General features: G+C 63.0%; 17 protein-coding genes. 7 read left to right on the top strand and 10 right to left on the bottom strand.

The window, feature by feature from the left end:
- The first annotated feature begins 190 nt into the window (after positions 1–190).
- Positions 191–2,200, top strand: coding sequence for a DNA helicase Rep (gene rep / locus ACL0K2_RS11320; RefSeq protein ID WP_413042668.1), 2,010 nt, complete (start codon positions 191–193; stop codon positions 2,198–2,200).
- Between the two features lie 553 nt (positions 2,201–2,753).
- Here the strand turns inward: rep and ACL0K2_RS11325 are convergent.
- From ACL0K2_RS11325 to gap, 5 genes are all read right to left on the bottom strand, one after another.
- Entirely contained in the window at positions 2,754–3,518 is a 765-nt protein-coding gene (locus tag ACL0K2_RS11325) for an IclR family transcriptional regulator (protein ID WP_413042669.1), read from the bottom strand.
- Between the two features lie 119 nt (positions 3,519–3,637).
- Complete coding sequence (locus tag ACL0K2_RS11330) at positions 3,638–5,140, bottom strand: CoA-acylating methylmalonate-semialdehyde dehydrogenase (RefSeq protein ID WP_413042670.1); 1,503 nt, start codon at positions 5,138–5,140, stop codon at positions 3,638–3,640.
- 5 nt (positions 5,141–5,145) lie between these two features.
- Positions 5,146–6,312 carry an iron-containing alcohol dehydrogenase gene (locus ACL0K2_RS11335; RefSeq protein ID WP_413042671.1) on the bottom strand — a complete coding sequence of 389 codons (1,167 nt, stop codon included), beginning with the start codon at positions 6,310–6,312 and terminating at the stop codon, positions 5,146–5,148.
- A gap of 319 nt (positions 6,313–6,631) precedes the next feature.
- Positions 6,632–7,222 carry a cyclodeaminase/cyclohydrolase family protein gene (locus tag ACL0K2_RS11340; RefSeq protein ID WP_413042672.1) on the bottom strand — a complete coding sequence of 197 codons (591 nt, stop codon included), beginning with the start codon at positions 7,220–7,222 and terminating at the stop codon, positions 6,632–6,634.
- A gap of 25 nt (positions 7,223–7,247) precedes the next feature.
- The gene (gap, locus tag ACL0K2_RS11345; protein ID WP_413042673.1) at positions 7,248–8,267 is read right to left on the bottom strand and encodes a type I glyceraldehyde-3-phosphate dehydrogenase; all 1,020 of its coding nucleotides are present in this window, start codon (positions 8,265–8,267) and stop codon (positions 7,248–7,250) included.
- Between the two features lie 175 nt (positions 8,268–8,442).
- On the opposite strand from gap, the gene ACL0K2_RS11350 reads away from it, so the two are divergent.
- The 4 genes from ACL0K2_RS11350 (at position 8,443) to xpt (ending at position 12,953) form a co-directional block, all read left to right on the top strand.
- Positions 8,443–9,978: an alpha-amylase family glycosyl hydrolase gene (locus ACL0K2_RS11350; RefSeq protein ID WP_413042674.1), complete on the top strand. Its 1,536-nt coding sequence runs from the start codon at positions 8,443–8,445 to the stop codon at positions 9,976–9,978.
- A 1-nt stretch (position 9,979) separates the two neighbouring features.
- Complete coding sequence (locus ACL0K2_RS11355) at positions 9,980–11,599, top strand: alpha-amylase family protein (protein ID WP_413042675.1); 1,620 nt, start codon at positions 9,980–9,982, stop codon at positions 11,597–11,599.
- Positions 11,600–12,190 (top strand): DUF1080 domain-containing protein, encoded by a 591-nt coding sequence (locus ACL0K2_RS11360; protein WP_045160406.1) that lies wholly within the window; start codon positions 11,600–11,602, stop codon positions 12,188–12,190.
- A 190-nt stretch (positions 12,191–12,380) separates the two neighbouring features.
- A complete protein-coding gene (xpt, locus tag ACL0K2_RS11365; RefSeq protein WP_045160405.1) occupies positions 12,381–12,953 on the top strand; it encodes a xanthine phosphoribosyltransferase in 573 nt (190 codons plus the stop codon).
- 10 nt (positions 12,954–12,963) lie between these two features.
- Here xpt and ACL0K2_RS11370 read toward each other — a convergent pair whose 3' ends face one another.
- From ACL0K2_RS11370 to dadA, 5 genes are all read right to left on the bottom strand, one after another.
- On the bottom strand, positions 12,964–13,482 hold the full coding sequence (locus ACL0K2_RS11370; protein WP_413042676.1) for a cupin domain-containing protein: 519 nt from the start codon (positions 13,480–13,482) through the stop codon (positions 12,964–12,966).
- Positions 13,483–13,626: 144 nt separating this feature from the next.
- Positions 13,627–14,049 carry a c-type cytochrome gene (locus ACL0K2_RS11375; protein WP_413042677.1) on the bottom strand — a complete coding sequence of 141 codons (423 nt, stop codon included), beginning with the start codon at positions 14,047–14,049 and terminating at the stop codon, positions 13,627–13,629.
- A 146-nt stretch (positions 14,050–14,195) separates the two neighbouring features.
- Complete coding sequence (locus tag ACL0K2_RS11380) at positions 14,196–14,744, bottom strand: cupin domain-containing protein (protein ID WP_045160402.1); 549 nt, start codon at positions 14,742–14,744, stop codon at positions 14,196–14,198.
- 108 nt (positions 14,745–14,852) lie between these two features.
- Complete coding sequence (locus tag ACL0K2_RS11385) at positions 14,853–15,209, bottom strand: RidA family protein (RefSeq protein ID WP_045160401.1); 357 nt, start codon at positions 15,207–15,209, stop codon at positions 14,853–14,855.
- On the bottom strand, positions 15,184–16,482 hold the full coding sequence (dadA, locus tag ACL0K2_RS11390; protein WP_045160400.1) for a D-amino acid dehydrogenase: 1,299 nt from the start codon (positions 16,480–16,482) through the stop codon (positions 15,184–15,186). Before dadA ends, ACL0K2_RS11385 begins: the two co-directional genes overlap by 26 nt.
- A 148-nt stretch (positions 16,483–16,630) precedes the next feature.
- Here dadA and ACL0K2_RS11395 point away from each other — a divergent pair, with 148 nt between their 5' ends.
- Both ACL0K2_RS11395 and ACL0K2_RS11400 read left to right on the top strand, forming a co-directional pair.
- Positions 16,631–17,119 carry an Lrp/AsnC ligand binding domain-containing protein gene (locus ACL0K2_RS11395; RefSeq protein ID WP_025240144.1) on the top strand — a complete coding sequence of 163 codons (489 nt, stop codon included), beginning with the start codon at positions 16,631–16,633 and terminating at the stop codon, positions 17,117–17,119.
- A gap of 83 nt (positions 17,120–17,202) precedes the next feature.
- A complete protein-coding gene (locus ACL0K2_RS11400) occupies positions 17,203–18,510 on the top strand; it encodes an NAD(P)/FAD-dependent oxidoreductase (protein ID WP_045160399.1) in 1,308 nt (435 codons plus the stop codon).
- Positions 18,511–18,553: the final 43 nt, after the last annotated feature.

Consider the following 18,553-nt stretch of genomic DNA (forward strand, 5'->3'; position numbering starts at 1 on the left):
ACACCTCCTTGTGCGAAGCGGAGCGGTGACTGAACAGCCTAAGGCGGTCACGGCGCGCATAGACTAGAGCATTCCTGTCCAAAACTGAGTACGGCGGGCGACGACTGGTAGGCACGAAGCCTGGTCAACGTCATCTGGCAGGGCTTGCCCTGCTAAACTCTCGCCCCCCGCTTCAACAGACCGAACGAGAATGTCCCGACTCAACCCCCGGCAGCAGGAAGCCGTGAACTACGTCGGCGGCCCCATGCTGGTGCTCGCCGGCGCCGGCTCCGGCAAGACCAGCGTGATCACCCGCAAGATCGCCTACCTGATCCAGCAGTGCGGCATCCGCGCCCAGTACATCGTCGCCGTGACCTTCACCAACAAGGCCGCCCGTGAAATGAAGGAGCGCGTCAGCAGCCTGCTGCGCGGCGGGGAAGGCCGCGGCCTGACGGTCTCGACCTTTCACAACCTCGGTCTGAACATCATTCGCAAGGAATACGCCAAGTTGGGTTACAAGCCCGGCTTCTCGATCTTCGATGAGGGCGACATCAAGGCGCTGCTGACCGACATCATGCAGAAGGAATACGCCGGTGACGACGGCGTGGACGAGATCAAGGGCTACATCGGCAACTGGAAGAACGACCTGATCCTGCCTGAAGAGGCGCTCGAAAACGCACGCAACCCCAAGGAGCAGACCGCCGCTATCGTCTACACCCACTACCAGCGCACGCTCAAGGCGTACAACGCGGTGGATTTCGACGACCTCATCATGCAGCCGGTCAAGCTGTTCCAGAACCACCCCGAGGTGCTGGAGAAGTGGCGCAACAAGGTGCGCTACATGCTGGTGGACGAGTACCAGGACACCAACGCCAGCCAGTATTTGCTGGTCAAACTGCTGGTGCAGGAGCGCGCGCACTTCACCGTGGTGGGCGACGATGACCAGTCGATCTACGCCTGGCGCGGCGCGCGGCCGGAAAATCTGATGCAGCTGAAGGAGGACTTCCCCTCGCTCAAGGTGGTGATGCTCGAGCAGAACTACCGCTCCACCAGCCGTATCCTCAAGTGCGCGAACATCCTGATCGCCAATAACCCGCACGCCTTCGAGAAACAGCTGTGGTCGGAAATGGGCCATGGCGATCCGATCCGAGTGATCCGCTGCCGCAACGAGGAAGCCGAGGCCGAGCGGGTGGCGATGGAAATCCTCACCCTGCACCTGAAGACCCAACGGCCCTACAGCGATTTCGCCATCCTCTATCGCGGCAACTACCAGGCCAAGCTGATCGAGCTGAAGCTGCAGCACCACCAGATTCCCTATCGGCTGTCCGGCGGCACTAGCTTCTTCGCCCGTCAGGAAGTGAAGGACCTGATGAGCTACTTCCGCCTGCTGGTCAATCCGGACGACGACAACGCCTTTCTACGCGTGATCAACGTGCCGCGCCGGGAAATCGGCTCGACCACACTGGAGAAGCTCGGCAACTACGCCACCACGCGCAAAATCTCGATGTATCAGGCCTGCGACGAGATGGGTCTGGCCGAACATCTCGATAGCCGTTTCACCGATCGCCTGTCGCGCTTCAAGCGTTACATGGACAACCTGCGCCAGCAATGCGCGCAGAACGACCCGATCGCCGCGCTGCGCAGCATGGTCATGGACATCGACTACGAGACCTGGGTGCGCGGGCAGACCTCCAGTGACAAGGCCGCCGACTTCCGCATGGGCAACGTCTGGTTTCTGATCGATGCGTTGAAGAACACGCTGGAGAAAGACGAAGAAGGCGAAATGACCATCGAGGAGGCCATCGCCAAACTGGTCCTGCGCGACATGCTCGAACGCCAGCAGGAAGAGGAAGAAGGCGCCGACGGCGTGCAGATGATGACGCTGCATGCCTCCAAGGGGCTGGAGTTTCCTTACGTGTTCATCCTCGGCATGGAGGAGGAAATCCTCCCGCACCGCTCCAGTATCGAGGCCGATACCATCGAAGAGGAACGCCGTCTGGCCTATGTCGGCATCACCCGCGCGCGGCAGAACCTGGCCATGACCTTTGCCGCCAAGCGAAAGCAGTACGGCGAAATCATCGAATGCATGCCCAGCCGTTTCCTCGACGAACTGCCGCAGGAGGACCTGGAGTGGGAAGGCCAGGAAGACGCGCCGGTGGAAGTGAAAGCGGCCCGCGGCAATGATGCATTGGCGGCGATGCGGGCGATGTTGAAGAAGTAACTAGGCCAGCCCGCAATGCTTCGTAGGAGCCGCGACCCCGCGGCGAATGCAGGCCGAAGGACTGCCAGGGACGAAATCCGAGCAGTTGTAGGGTGGACCACGCTTCACCGATTCACCGGGTGGCGATCCACCGGGTGGCGGCCACCGAGGCGGAGCACGGTGGATGAAAAGAGCGTCATCCGCTCTACTACCGAAGCCTGAAAGCTTCGCGCCGAGGTTGGCGCGCCCACCAACCCGCGACGCTTCGTGGGAGCCGCGACCCCGCGGCGAATGCAGGCCGAAGGCCTGCCAGGGACGAAACAAAGCAGTTGTAGGGTGGATCACGCTTCACCGATTCACCGGGCGGCGATCCACCGGGTGGCGATCCACAGGGTGACGGCCACCGAGGCGGAGAACGGTGGATGAAAAGAGCGTCATCCGCTCTACTACCGAAGCCTGAAAGCTTCGCGCCGAGGTTGGCGCGCCCACCAACCCGCGACGCTTCGTGGGAGCCGCGACCTCGCGGCGAATGCAGGCCGAAGGTCTGCCAGGGACGAAACCTAAGCAGTACGCTTCAACCGCTGACAATGGCCTCCAGCTCTCTGGCCGCCGCACGCAGGCGCGGAGCAAAGGTCAGCAGCGACTCCATCGAACAACGAATCACTGGCGCATGAGTGAACAAGCAGGCACTCAGCTCACCGCGGCCGTCGCGCACCGGCACGGCGCAGGCCACCATACCGTCGATGAATTCTTCCGAATCGGTGGCCAGCTCCTCTTCGCGGACCCGTGCAAGGTCGTCGCGCAAGGCACTGAGATCGGTGAGGGTGTTGCGTGCCAGCTGCCGGATCGGCAGGCGCGGCAGGATCTTGTCCAGCTGCTCCTGAGGTAGCGAAGCGAGATAGAGCTTGCCGCTGGCGGTGCACCAGAGCGGCGTATGGATACCGATGGGCAGATTGATCTGCAGCGGCCAGTTGGTCTGTACGCGGTCGAAATAGAGCATGTCCAGGCCATCAGGTACGGACAAGCCGCAGGTTTCACCGATCTCCTCGGACAGCTGGCGCAGGATTGCCTGACGCAGCGCCTTGTGTCGGCCGCTGCCAAGGATATTCACCGCGGTGACATGCAGTCGATCGCCCGGCAGCAGGCCGCCACGCAAGCCGAACTGCAGAAAGCCTTCTTTTTCCAGTGTCTGTACCAGGCGATGGGCGCTGGCCTTGGGAATGTCCAGCTTGTCCGCCAGCGCACTGGGCGTCAGCGGCTCCGCGGCGCCGGCCACAGCTTCGATGATTTCCAGCACGCGAGTGATGGAGGAGCCTTTTTCACGGGGGGTACTGCGCATGGCGAAGCCCGTTACGGTAGATGAATAAAACGGCCGCCCCAGGGGGGCGGAGAAGCTTAATCGAAATGAGCCGGGGCCAGCACCGGCAGTTGCCTGGGTGATCGTCCCGGCCCTGCGGCTTATTTCATTGTCGGCATCGAAAAATCCGCGCCGGCACGGATACCGGTCGGCCAGCGCCGAGTCACGGTCTTCATCCGGGTGAAGAAACGCACGCCGTCCGGACCATGCATGTTCAGCGGGCCGAAGATCGAGCGCTTCCAGCCGCCGAAGCAGTGGAACGCCATCGGCACCGGGATCGGCACGTTGACGCCGACCATGCCGACTTTGACCTCTTCCTCGTACTGCCGCGCGGTGTCCCCATCACGGGTGAAGATCGAGGTGCCGTTGCCGAACTCGTGGTCGTTGACCAGCTTCAACGCGTCGTCAAAGGATTTGACGCGTACGACCGCCAAGACCGGACCGAAGATTTCTTCTTTGTAGATGCGCATTTCGGGCGTCACCCGATCGAACAGGCTCGGGCCGACGTAGAAGCCGTTCTCGTAGCCATCAACTTTCAACTCACGGCCATCGCAGACCAGAGTCGCGCCCTCTTCCACGCCCAGGTCGATGTAGCTGACGACCTTCTGCTGATGCTCACGGGTGACCAGCGGCCCCATGTGCGGCTCAGGCTCAACGCCCGTGCCCGGACCAGTACGCATCTGCGCAATCTCGCCCTTGAGCATCTCGACCAGATTGTCCGCCACCTCGTCGCCGACACAGACCGCCACCGAGATCGCCATGCAACGCTCACCGGCAGAGCCATAGGCGGCCCCCATCAGCGAGCCAACCACTTGCTGCGGATCGGCGTCGGGCATGATCACCATGTGGTTCTTAGCGCCGCCCAAGGCCTGGCAACGCTTACCGTGGGCCGACGCGGTGCTGTAGATGTACTCGGCGATAGGCGTCGAGCCGACGAAGCTCACCGACTGCACGCGCTCGTCGGTGAGCAACACGTCCACCGCTTCCTTGTCACCGTTGACGATGTTCAGCACGCCCGCCGGCAGTCCGGCTTCGGCCAGCAGTTCACCAAGCAACATCGTCGCGCTCGGGTCCTTCTCCGACGGCTTCAAGACGAAGGTATTTCCGCAGGCGATGGCCACCGGCAGCATCCACAGCGGCACCATGGCCGGGAAGTTGAACGGCGTAATACCAACACAGACACCCAGCGGCTGCATCAGCGAGTTGGAATCGATGTCGCGCCCGACGTTGGGCGAGAACTCGCCCTTGAGCAGATGCGGGATGCCGCAGGCAAATTCCACCACCTCGAGGCCACGGGTGACTTCGCCCTGGGCATCGGAGAACACCTTGCCGTGCTCCAGCGAGATCAGCCGCGCCACGTCGTCGCGACGCTCCTCGAGCAACGCCTTGAAGCGGAACATGACGCGCGCGCGCACCAGCGGCGGCGTCTTCGACCAACCTTCGAAGGCGGCCTGGGCGGCGGCAATGGCCTCACGGGTTTCCTCAGCCGATGAAAGCGACACATAGAGGCGCGGCTCACCGGTAGCCGGGTTGTAGACGGTCGCGTGGCGTTCGGAGCGGCCAGCGACGGCCTCGTTGTTGATCAGGTTGCCGAGGGTCTGCATGGGACTCACTCCTGGTTCCAGACGGTTTCGTAGAGGTCGGTGATTTCCGCTTCGGTGGGCACGCGCGGGTTGTTACCGGGCGAACCCGAGGCCAGGGCCTGCTTCGCCATGGTTTCGCGCAGCTCGAAAAAGCGTTCACGGGTGATGCCGAACTGCTCGGGGCTGGGTACCTGCAGTTCTTTGTTGATCGCGCGTAGCTCGGTGAGCAGCTTGTCATTGGCCGCATCGACGCTGTCGACTTCACCCGCCACGCCCATGGCACGTGCGCAATCGGCATAACGTTCGGGCGCCGCGGGAATGGAGAACGCCGTGATTGCTGGCAGCAGCATGGCGTTGGACAGCCCGTGCGGCACATGAAAAAAAGCACCAATCGGCCGGCTCATACCATGCACCAGCGCCACCGAGGCGTTGGAGAAGGCGATACCGGCCAATGTCGCGCCGAGCATCATCGCCTCGCGGGCCTGGCGATTGCCCGGCTCGTGGTAAGCGGCACGCAGATTGGGCGCCAGCAGACGCATGGCCTGCAGTGCCTGGGCATCGCTGTAGAGACTGGCCTTGCGGCTGACATAAGCCTCAATGGCATGGGTCAGCGCGTCGATGCCGGTGTCGGCGGTCACCCGCGGCGGTAGCGACAGCGTCAGCTCGTAGTCGATCAGCGCGGCTACCGGCATGAAGCCAAGGCCGGCGCAGAGCATTTTCTCGTCACTGGTTTCGTCGGTGATGATGGTAAAGCGCGTGGCTTCCGACCCGGTGCCGGCGGTGGTGGGGATGGCGATCAGCGGCAATCCGGCTTCGCTGACATCGCGCGGGAAACGGTAGTCGCGCATCTCGCCGCCGAATTTGCCGAGGATGCCGATGGCCTTGGCCGAGTCGATGGGGCTGCCGCCACCAAGGGCGATAATCGAGTCGTAGTCACCCTGGCGCACCATCTCGACGCCTGCCCGAATCGACGCCGCGGTCGGCTCCGGCAGAGTATCGGCGAAGCAGTCGCTGGGGATATCGGCCTTGCTCAGAATCTCGCTGATCCGCGCGGCATAGCCCAACTCGACCATCATCCGGTCGGTGACGATCAACGGTCGTTTGCAGCCCAGGTTGTTCAGCACGGAAACGATCTGCTGGCTGGCGCCAGCGCCGACTTCCATCAGGCGCGGCAGGACGATGCGATGGCTCATGGGGCTCTCCGATGGGCGCTCGAGGCACTATGGACGCCGGACGGCAGCCAGACGAAGCACAGACGCGAGCGACTTGAAGGTCAGGACCTGAAGGTCTCGTTTGTTATTTTGAGACTTTTCGTCTCAACCCGTCACTCGAGACTAGAAACACCGCGGCCGACCGTCAAGCGATAACGAGACGTTTTTTCTCATTACTGTTAGAAAGCGACGGTGTCGCCGCGGCTGATCATCGGGGAGCGGCGCCGAACGTCTGCCGGGAAAGGCCGGTCGAGAACATCTCGCTCATTCAGAAACAAGGGCGGTTCACCGTTCAGCCTGGCTAGGATCCCGGAGCAAGCGAACCCGAGCCGACCGATCGAACCCGCTCGAGCAGTTGCCGCAGGAGCGCATCCCCCTCCGCCTGCATCCGCGCGCGGGCTGCCCCGGCCTGTTCGCGGGCTGTCTGGTCATCGAGCCCGGCCAGATCGGTATCGACATTGATCAAGGCCGCACTGAGCCCCGCATGGATGAGGAAGGCGCCGGCCTGGACATCGCTGCGCAGCCGTTCGGCGCAAAGCGGCCAGGCGATGACCGCCAACTCCAGCGCCTCCAGACAACAGTGCGCCAGCGCCAGCGGCACCGCACAGGCCTGCCGCGCCGCCGCCTGTTTTTGTTCGGGCTCGTCGTCGCGTGCCGCACTCAGGTAATCATCGAAGGCCTGCATATCGTCGTCAGCGAAAGCGCCCGTTCGACCGAGCAAGGCCTCGGCGGCGCGCAGCCGCTCAAGGCGCTCCGGCTCGGACCCGTGCGCCTCGCTGATCCGCAATCCCTTGAGCACCAGCGCCACGCCGATTTCGGCGCTGACGGCGGCGGCCGCTCCGCAGCCGGGCGTCGGTCGATCGGCTGCAGTCGCGTCGCGAAAAGTCGCCAACGGCTGCGTCCAGACCGAGTTCCGCTCAGGACGCATTCGAGACGTCGTCTCCCCAGGCCAGCAGCACGTCGAGCATGCGATTGGAGAACGCCCACTCGTTGTCGTACCAGGCCAGCACCTTGACCAGATCACCCTGCACCCGGGTATGGCTGAGGTCGGCGACGCAGGAGGTCGGATGGCCGAAGAAGTCCCGCGAAACCAGCGGCAGGTCGTTGCACTCCATCACCCCGAGCGGCATCTGCTGCGCCCCTTCGCGCAATATCCGGTTCACCGCCTCGACATTCGCCGGCGGCCGCTCGGCGGTAAAAGTGAGGTCGACCAGCGAGACGTTGGGCGTTGGCACCCGTACGGACAGCCCATCCAGGCGCCCGGCCAGCTCCGGCAGCACCAGGCCGATGGCCTTGGCCGCACCGGTGGTCGAGGGAATCATCGACTCCGCCGCGGCCCGGGCGCGGTAGAGGTCCTTGTGCGCCTTGTCCAGCAGGTTCTGGTCGTTGGTGTAGGAATGCACGGTGTTGAGCAGGCCTTGGCGAATCCCCACCGCTTCATGCAGCACCTTGGCCAGGGGCGCCAGGCAGTTGGTCGTGCAGGAAGCGTTGGAGATTACCCGATGCTCCGCGTTGAGGAGTTGATGGTTGACGCCGTAGACCACGGTGAGGTCGGCACCGTCCAGCGGATGCGAGGCGAACACCCGATCGGCCCCGGCTTCCAGGTGCTGGTCGATCAAGGCGCGCTTCTTGAACTTGCCCGAGCACTCCAGCACCACATCGACTCCCAGCTGCTTCCACGGCAACTGGCTGGGGTCACGTTCCTGCAACAAGCGGATCGACTGGCCGCGGATCTGCATCGCGTCATCATGCAGCTCGACCTGCTCGTTGAAGCGGCCGAAGGTGCTGTCGAAACGCGTCAGGTGCGCCATCGCGCTCCGGTCGCTGAGGTCGTTGATGGCCGCGATGTGGATCTGATGGTCCAGATTTCGCTCGAACAGGGCTCGCAACACGGCTCGGCCGATACGGCCATAACCATTGATAGCAATACGCAACATGGCGGTCCTCCCAGGGTCTTTGAGGCAGTGCAAGGTTAGTCGGAGTATGGGCGTCGACGTTCAGTACCGTCCGACGGAGATCAATGAATGGGCGAACCCAGGCGCCGCTCGTCAGTCGTACACCTCACAGGCCCGTTGCGCCGGGCCTGCCGAACAGCGGAAAAGGGGCACGAGCATGAGCGAGTCAACCCAGCCACCCTGGTGGAAAGTCGCCACCATTTATCAGATCTACCCGCGATCCTTCGCCGACAGCAACGGTGACGGCGTTGGCGACCTCAACGGCGTGCTGCGTCACCTCGATCACCTTCAATATCTGGGCGTCGACGCCCTGTGGCTGTCGCCAATCTTCCGTTCACCGATGGCCGATGCCGGTTACGACATCAGCGACTATTGCGACGTCGACCCGCTGTTCGGCTCGCTGGCCGACATCGACCGGCTAATCGCCGAGGCGCATGCACGCGACATTCGCGTGTTGCTCGATTTCGTCCCCAACCACACCTCGGATCAGCACCCCTGGTTCGTCGAGTCCCGCAGCTCGCGGGACAATCCGAAGCGCGACTGGTACATCTGGCGTGACGAGCCGAACAACTGGCGCGCCGCCCTCAATGCCGGTAGCGCATGGACCTGGGACGAAGGCAGCCAGCAGTACTACCTGCACCTGTTCCTGCCCGAGCAGCCGGATCTGAACTGGCGAAACCCCGAAGTGGTCGAGGCGATGCATGGGGTGCTGCGCTTCTGGCTCGACCGGGGCATCGACGGCTTTCGTGTGGATGTCATTCATTGCACCGGCAAGGACCCCAGTTTCGCCGACGACTCGCGCTGTCTGGGCGGCCAGCCTCTGGTGGAGTTCAACGATCAGCCCTACAGCCACGAAGTACTGCGTGGTCTGCGCCGGCTGGTCGACAGCTACCCTGGAGAGCGTGTGCTGGTCGGCGAGGTCAACATCCGCGCCACCGAGCGAGTCCTGCAGTACTACGGAGCCGGCGACGAGCTGCATATGTCGTTCAATTTCCAGCCGCTGGACGCGCCCTGGGAGCCAGTGATGTTCCGCACCTGCATCCGCGACGTCGAGGCGCTATTGAAACCGGCCAACGCCTGGCCGACCTGGGTGCTGTCCAATCATGACAACCATCGCCAGCGCAGCCGCTATCACGGCTCACTGCGCAGCGCCCATGCCGCCGCGGTGCTGTTGCTGACCCTGCGCGGCACGCCTTTCATCTACCAGGGCGAGGAGTTGGGGCTCGAAGATGCGGTGATCGAACCGGACGAACAGGTCGATCCCGGTGGTCGCGATGGCTGCCGTGCGCCCATCCCCTGGTTCTGTGCGCCACCCCACGGGTGGGAGGGCAACCGGCCGTGGTTGCCCTTCCCGCCGGAAAGCGAGGAATTGGCGGCCGAACGTCAGGTGCGTGAAGCGGGCTCGACCCTTGAGCTCTATCGACGTTTGATCAGCGCGCGCAAGCGCAGCCCGGCACTGCGTGAGGGCGACTGGGAAGAGTTGCCATCACATCCCAACGTACTGGCCTACCGGCGACAGCTGGGCGAAGACCAGCGAGTTGTCTGCCTGAACTTCGCCGACCAACCTCATGCCTTCCCAATCAACGGACACTGGCAGATCGAAGTTGCCAGCGATGCGCAGAACGAAGGCGAACCCTACTGCGGCGAACTGGCGGCGGGCCAGGCGCTGATTCTCAGCCCGGAGGAACACTGACATGCGCCCACTCTGGTATCGCAACGCGGTGATCTATCAGATCGATCCATCACTGTTCCTCGACGTCAACGGCGACGGCTGCGGCGACCTGCGCGGCATCACCGAGCGCTTGGATTACGTCCGCGGTCTGGGCGCCACGGCCATCTGGCTCATGCCGTTCTACCAATCGCCGTTCCGCGATGCCGGTTACGATGTCAGCGATCATTTGCAGGTCGACCCACGTTTCGGTGATCTCGCTGACGTCGTCTATCTGCTGGAGAAGGCCGAGGAGCTGGGCCTGCACGTGATGATCGAACTGGTGGTGCAACACACCTCGATCGAGCACCGCTGGTTTCAGGAGGCGCGCCGCGACCCGCAGTCGCCCTATCGGGACTATTACATCTGGGCGGACGAGCCGGATGACAGCATCGAGCCGATCTTTCCCACGGTGGAAAAAAGCGTCTGGACCTGGGACGAAAACGCCGGGCAGTACTACCGCCACCTGTTCTACAACCATGAGCCGGACCTGAACCTGGGCAACCCGAAGGTGATCAAGGAGATCGAGCGGATCATCGCCTTCTGGCTGCGCCTGGGGGTGTCGGGATTCCGTGTCGACGCCGCCTCGCACCTGATCGAACAGGCCGGCCACGGCGACAGCGAGGACGGCTACTGGCTGCTCGAGCACATGCGCGACTTCGTCACCCTGCGCCGTCCGGAAGCGGTGTTGCTGGGCGAGGTCGACGTGGAACCGGAAGAGTACCGCGGCTATTTCGGTGAAGGCGATCGGCTGACCCTGTTGCTGAACTTCTGGGCCAACAACCATTTCTTCCTTTCGCTTGCACGCAGCGAGGCAGCGCCTCTGCATCAGGCACTGGAGCGCCAGCCGGAACCGCCCGAGCGCGCGCAGTACGCCATCTGGATGCGCAACCATGACGAACTGGATCTGGAGCGGCTGACTGATGAGGACCGCGAGGAAGTCATGCAAGCCTTCGCCCCCGATCCCGACATGCGTGCCTACAACCGCGGCATACGCCGACGCCTGGCGCCGATGCTCGACGGTAATGAACGGCGCATCGCCATGGCCCATGCCCTGCTCTTCGCATTACCCGGCACGCCGATCATTCGTTATGGCGAAGAGATCGGCATGGGGGACGATCTGTCGCGACCCGAGCGCCTGGCGGTACGCACGCCGATGCAATGGTCCAACGAGCCCAACGCCGGGTTCTCCTGCGCGGAGGCCCCGCAGCTTGCCGCTCCGCTGATTGACGGAGATGAGTTCGGTTACGAACAGAGAAACGTCTACGCCCAGACCCTGCGCGACGACTCTCTGTTATCCAGAACCGGCACCATGATTCGCACCCGTATCGGTCTGCGCGAGATCGGCGGCGGCCAGCATCGCCCCGTCGAGACCCATTGCCCGTCGGTCTTCGCCATACGCCATGACAACGACTCGACCGTGCTGATGCTGGTGAACCTGGCGGATCAGGAGGTGGAAGTCGAAATCGTCGAGGAGGACCTGCAGGACATGGTCGATGTCTTGGCCGACAGCGACTACGAACAACCCCAGGGCCATCCGCTGCGGATACGCCTGACCGGCTATGGCTATCGCTGGCTGCGCCGCAAACAGCAGTTGTTCGGCTAGATGAAACGGACGCTTGATGCCGAGCAGTGGCGCGGTTGGCATGCCGACGCGTTCCCTTCGGGTAGCTGGCGGCGCAGTGACGATGAATTGCAGGCCATCGCCGGTGCCCCGAGGGTCGATCTGGTGTCTCTGCAGCGCTATAGGGACTTCGCCTTGCGCTTCGAATTCGCCCTGCCCATCGCCGGGAATTCCGGCGTGCTCTACCGGGTCGAGGAAGCGGTCGAGCTCAGCTGGCACAGCGGCCCAGAGATGCAGCTGCTCGACGATGCCGGCCATGCCGACGGCAATGAACCCACCACGCGCAACGGCGCGCTGTACGGGTTGCTGGCGGCCGAGCCGGAAACATCGCTGGAGCCTGGCGAATTCATTGAGGCGGCGTTGATCGTCCGTGGCGCTGTGGTCGAGCACTGGTTGCGTGGCCGTTGCGTGGTCCGCTTTCGACTCGACGATCCAGCACTGCACGCCGGCATAGCCCGCAGCAAATTCGCCGCCTTTCCACGCTTCGCCCAGGCAGTTGAAGGCCATATCGTGCTGCAGCACCACGGCGAGGCCGCGCGCTTTCGCCGCTTGTCGATCGAAACGCCTGACTGAACGACCCACTTGGACCGCGGCACGGATTTGAGCGAGAATGCGCGGCTTTCCAGGCTGCGGGAAACGCGGGCGAATGGATGCAGGATCGAAACGGGCTGGGCGCTCGCCATCATGGCGCAGCGCCCAGTCGGTTTTCGGGACGGCGAATCGTCAGCGGCACCGGGCCGCCCACGCTTGAGGTAGCGCGTTCGTGGAACAGCTGAAACAGAAGATCCGCAATGAAGGCATCGTACTCTCCGACCGTGTACTCAAGGTCGATGCCTTCCTGAACCACCAGATCGATCCCGTGCTCATGCAGCAGATCGGCCAGGAATTCGCCCGGCGGTTCCGCGACGAGGGCATCACCAAGATCGTCACCATCGAAGCGTCCGGTATCGCCCCGGCAATCATGGCGGGCCTGGAACTCGGCGTGCCGGTGATCTTCGCCCGCAAACACCAGTCGCTGACACTGACCGACCACCTGTTGACCGCCTCGGTGTACTCGTTCACCAAGCAGGTCGAAAGCACCATCGCGATCTCCACCAATCACCTGTCCAGCGCCGATCGGGTACTGATCATCGATGACTTCCTGGCCAACGGCAAAGCCGCCAAGGGCCTGATTTCGATCATCCAACAGGCCGGCGCCAGCATCGCCGGACTGGGGATCGTCATCGAGAAGTCGTTCCAGGCGGGCCGCCAGGAACTGGAAGAAGCGGGATTTCGCGTCGAGTCGCTGGCCCGCGTCGCCGCGCTCAGCGATGGCCAGGTGGTGTTCGTCGAGTAAGCGCCCCGCGCTACTCCTTGCGCCATAGATCGACCAGCGCGCCCTGGGTGCCGGCAATCGGATCGCTCACCGGCACGCCGACCTTTAGCGCGCGTGCCTGCGCCTCGTCATGGCTGGCTTCGTCCGGACGCAGCAGATCGTATTGTTGTTCCACCGGATAGCCGCCCACCACCTCGAAATCGTCACTGGCGCTGAGCTGGCAATGGCCGGTGCCTGCTGGCAACACCAGCGCATCTCCCGCCTGCACGGCCACTTCCTGGCCCTGCTCGCCGCCAAGCATCAGCCGCGCCGAACCGCGTGAAACGCCGAGCACCTCATGTGCGGTGGAATGAAAGTGGTGATAGTCGTAAACGCCAGCACGCCACTGAGCCGACCATAGGTGACTGCCGAACAGATTCTCGAACGCGTCGGCATAATCACCACCGGCCAACGGCAGCTGGCGGTATATCAGTACCGGATGCGGACTGTTGGGGGTGCGGCCGTCACTGGAAAAGCGCAACTGCTCGGGTTGCGGGGCGGAACTGGTCATGGGCACCTCATCAGCTTGCCTGGACCGATGTCGCCGTAGCCCAGGATCGGGTTTCAAGATTCGACCCGGCGCCCCGTAGTTTTTCTCCCCTCTGGAAACGACAAAGCCGCCCGAAGGCGGCTTTGCTTGCTGACCGGCTGACGCTTACAGGCCGGACATATGCTGGATGGCGGCCTTCAGCTCGTCATCCGAGCAGTCGCCACAGGTGCCTTTCGGCGGCATGGCGTTGATACCGCTGATGGCCTTTGCCAGCAGGCCATCGAGACCGCCTTCCTTGTCAGCGCGCGCCTGCCAGGCGGCCGTGTCGCCCACTTTCGGCGAGTTCAGTAGACCGGTGCCATGGCAGGCGGTACAGAACTTGCCGACCACGTCTTCACCGCTGCGAGCTCCGCCGCCAGCGGCAGCTGTAGCGGCACCAGCAGCCGCGCACTCTTCACCTTGAATACATACTTCGCCCACCGGCTTGAGTCGCTCGGCGATGTCTTCGTTGGTCGCAGCCTGAGCGCTCACTGCCCACAGGGCCACTACGGCAGTCTGTGCTACCAGGATCTTCTTAATCAGGTTCACCTTATACCCTCATGTGGCTAGACACGCCCGCGGCCACGGTATCGCGAGCGGCGGTCAGTATAACGGCAAGCCATGCTGGCCGAAACAATACGAACGACCCAGCCACCCTCAGCGACGCTTTGCCGCAGCGAAACGTCCGCCGAGGCTCAGAAATTGGCCGGTGTCGTGGCGCTGATCAGCTTGGCGGGCGCCTCGAACGGGTTCCGAAAACGATGAGGCTTGCTGCTTTCGAAGTAGTAGCTGTCACCACTTTCCAGCACATATACCTGGCCGTTCACGGTCAGTTCCAGACGACCCTCGACCAGCATCCCCGCCTCTTCGCCCTGGTGTGAAAGCATGTCCGTTCCGGTATCCGAACCGGGCGGATAGGTCTCGGCTAGAAAGGCGATGGCACGTCCTGGATGGGCCTTGCCCACCAATCTCATGCTTACCGCGCCGTCGGAAATATCGATCAGCTCGCCCGCTTTGTAGACCACCTGGGTGTCACTTTCCTGCTCGAAATCGGGCGAGAAGAACTCGACCAGCGACATCGGAATGCCGCTCAAGACCTTTTTCAGGGAGCTGATCGAAGGGCTGACGCTGTTCTTCTCGATCATCGAAATCGTGCTGTTGGTGACGCCTGCACGTTTGGCGAGTTCACGCTGGGACAGGCCCTTGAGTTTGCGGATGGTTTGCAGTCGAACGCCGACGTCCAATACGGGAGCCCCCAATCAAGCGCGATAAACAGAGGCGCTATGATGGCGAGGGCGTTCAGTATTTTCAACACACCAGGACGAAATGCTGACGGGTTAGATCCAGACCACTTATTCCGGCAGCGCGGCGACCACCGAAAGCTCGACCAGAATCTCCGGCTCGCACAACTTGGCTTCGACGGTAGCGCGGGCCGGCGCCACCCCGTCGGGCAACCAGGTGTCCCATACGGCGTTCATGCCGGCGAAATCGGCTTCGATGTCCTTGAGATAGATGGTCACCGATAGGATGTGCTGCTTGTCGGTACCGGCCTGGCGCAGCAGCCGCTCGATGTTATCGAGCGTCTCGCGGGTCTGCTGTTCGATGCCCGCGCTCATGTCTTCACCCACCTGTCCGGCCAGATAGACGGTTCCGCGGTTGATGACGATCTGACTCATGCGTGAATTAGTGTGCAGGCGCTGTATGGGCATGCTTGCGGGACTCCTTGGTCGTGCCGTAACGAGAGATATCCAGGCCATCGGTACTGATCTGGGTGCGTTTTTTCGCCAGCAAGTCGGCGAGCACGCGCCCGGAACCACAGGCCATGGTCCAGCCAAGGGTACCGTGTCCGGTGTTCAAATACAGGTTGCGATAGGCGGTGGCGCCAATGATCGGCGTGCCGTCCGGGGTCGCCGGGCGCAAACCGGTCCAGAGCTCAGCGCTGCCCGGATTGCCGCCCAGCGGGAACAGGTCACCGACTACCATCTCCAGGGTTTCGCGCCGGCGCGGGTTCAGCGACAGGTCATGGCCGGCGATTTCGGCCATGCCACCGACGCGGATCCGCTGATCGAAGCGGGTAATGGCGACTTTGTAGGTTTCATCGAGCACCGTCGACACCGGCGCCATGGCCGGATCGCTGATCGGTACGGTAAGCGAGTAGCCCTTGAGCGGATAAACCGGCGCATGAATGCCCAATGGCTTGAGCATCTGCGGGCTGTAGCTGCCCAGCGCCAACACGTAGCGATCAGCCTTTTCCAGCCTGCCGTCGATCCAGACACCGTCGAGGCGGTCGCCTGAGTATTCCAGACGTTGAATGTCCTGGTTGAAGCGGAACTCCACGCCCAGCTCGCGCGCCATCCCCGCCAGCCTGGTTGTAAACAGCTGGCAGTCGCCGGTCTGATCGTTGGGGAGACGCAGCGCGCCGCTGAGCTTGTCCGCCACACGCGCCAGGGCAGGCTCGACCCGGGCGATGCCGGCCCGATCGAGCAGCTCGTAGGGCACGCCCGATGCTTTCAGGACGGCGATGTCCTTGGCCGCGTTATCCAGCTGGGCCTGGGTGCGGAACAGTTGGGTGGTGCCGCACTGCCGGCCTTCGTAGTCGATACCGGTTTCGGCACGCAGCTCGTCGAGGCAATCACGGCTGTATTCGGACAGCCGTACCATGCGCTCCTTGTTCACCGCGTAGCGCGCCGCCGTGCAATTGCGCAGCATCTGCGCCATCCACAGGTACTGCTGGATATCACCGGTAAGCTTGATGGCCAGCGGTGCATGGCGCTGCATCAACCATTTCATGGCCTTCAGCGGCACACCCGGTGCAGCCCAGGGCGAGGCATAGCCAGGCGACACTTGGCCGGCGTTGGCGAAGCTGGTCTCCATCGCCACGGCGGGCTGGCGGTCGACAACCACCACTTCAAACCCCGCACGCGCCAGATAATAGGCACTGGTAGTGCCAATTACGCCGCCACCCATCACCAGAACACGCATCGCCGCCTCCCGCCCGGCCTCGACCGGACTGTTCGAGTCACTATTAATGCGGAGTATAAAAAGCGCAACATAGTGGTATTCACCATATAAAACGCTATCTTTGCGATTTATTCACGCCAGAAAAGCCTTATTTGGAGGCGATACGCCTATGCGCACCAAGCATCAGACCCGCCGAGAATTGGACAAACTCGACCGCCAGATCCTGCGCCTGCTACAAGCCGAAGGACGTATGCCCTTCACCGAGCTTGGCGAGCGCATCGGCCTGTCCACAACGCCCTGCACCGAGCGCGTGCGCCGCCTGGAGCGCGAGGGCATCATCATGGGATACACCGCGCGACTGAACCCGCAGCACCTCAAGGGCGGGCTACTGGTATTCGTCGAGATCAGCCTGGCCTACAAATCCGGGGATATCTTCGAAGAGTTCCGCCGCGCCGTGCTCAAGTTGCCGCACGTGCTCGAATGCCATCTGGTATCGGGCGACTTCGATTACCTGATCAAGGCACGCATCTCGGAAATGGCGTCGTATCGAAAACTGCTGGGCGACATCCTGCTCAAGCTGCCGCATGTCCGCGAATCGAAAAGCTACATCGTCATGGAAGAGGTGAAGGAGTCACTCGAACTGCCGGTACCGGATTGACGACAGCGAGTCCGCAGCTTTGCCTCGAGGTCACGCCCCGGTCTACCCTTCGGGCCAGGCACCCAGTCCAAGGCTCGACCATCATGACCCGGCACACGATCGTCCAGGCGCTGCAACACGCCCCGTCCTATTACGCTGCCAGCGCCAATCGCGCGCTCGACTTCGCCCCGCTGCAGGGCGAGCAGGAGGCGGACGTCTGCATCGTCGGCGGGGGCTTCAGCGGCCTCAATACGGCCATTGAACTGGCCGAGCGCGGCCTTTCGGTGGTCCTGCTGGAAGCGCATCGGATCGGCTGGGGGGCTAGCGGGCGCAACGGAGGCCAGCTGATCCGCGGCGTTGGCCACGATGTGGAGCAGTTCCAACCGGTGCTGGGAGCCGATGGCGTAGACGCGCTCAAACGCATGGGTTTCGAAGCCGTCGACATCGTTCGCCAACGCATCGAGCGCTACGCCATCGACTGCGACCTGACCTGGGGTTATTGCGATCTGGCGACCAAGCCACGGCATGTCGAAGGTTTCAAGGCAGAGCATGCCGATCTCGAACGCCTCGGCTATCAGCATTCGTTGCGCCTGGTTCCTCGGACCGAAATACACCAAGTGATCGGCTCCGATCGCTATCTCGGCGGACTGGTCGACATGGGCTCTGGGCATCTGCATCCGCTCAATCTGGCGCTGGGTGAAGCGGCCGCGGCGCAATCGCTGGGCGTGCGACTGTTCGAAGGCTCGGCGGTAGAGCGCATCGAATACGGTCCCACGGTGCGCGCGCATACCGCACAGGGCAGTGTCCGCGCGGGACAGTTGGTGCTGGCCTGCAATGCCTATCTGGGCAACCTCAACCCGACATTGGCAGGCAAAGTGCTGCCCGCCGGCAGCTATATCATCGCCACCGAGCCGTTGCCCGAGACGTTAAGGCGCGAATTGCTGCCGCAGAACATGGCGGTCTGCGATCAGCGGGTGGCGCTCGATTACTTCCGTCTCTCGGCCGACGGTCGCCTGCTATTCGGCGGTGCCTGCCACTATTCCGGTCGCGATCCGAAAGACATCACCGCCTACATGCAGCCGAAGATGCTCGAGGTGTTCCCGCAGTTGCGGGACGCCCGCATCGATTACCAATGGGGCGGCATGATCGGCATCGGTGCGAACCGGTTGCCGCAGATCGGACGGCTGTCGGATCACCCCAACGTCTATTACGCCCAGGCCTATTCCGGCCATGGATTGAACGCCACCCACCTGGCCGGCCGATTGCTCGCCGAGGCCATCAGCGGCCAGGCCCAGGGCCGTTTCGATCTGTTCGCCGGCGTACCGCACCCGACCTTCCCCGGCGGTCAGCGGCTGCGCTCACCCCTGCTGGCGCTGGGCATGCTGTGGTACCGGCTCAAGGACCAGTTCTGAATTTCGCCGTTGCGCTGGCGTCCAATTGCCAAGGACCGACAAC

It is taken from the genome of Pseudomonas sp. YJ42, assembly GCF_047225135.1.
GTDB lineage: Bacteria > Pseudomonadota > Gammaproteobacteria > Pseudomonadales > Pseudomonadaceae > Stutzerimonas > Stutzerimonas stutzeri_E.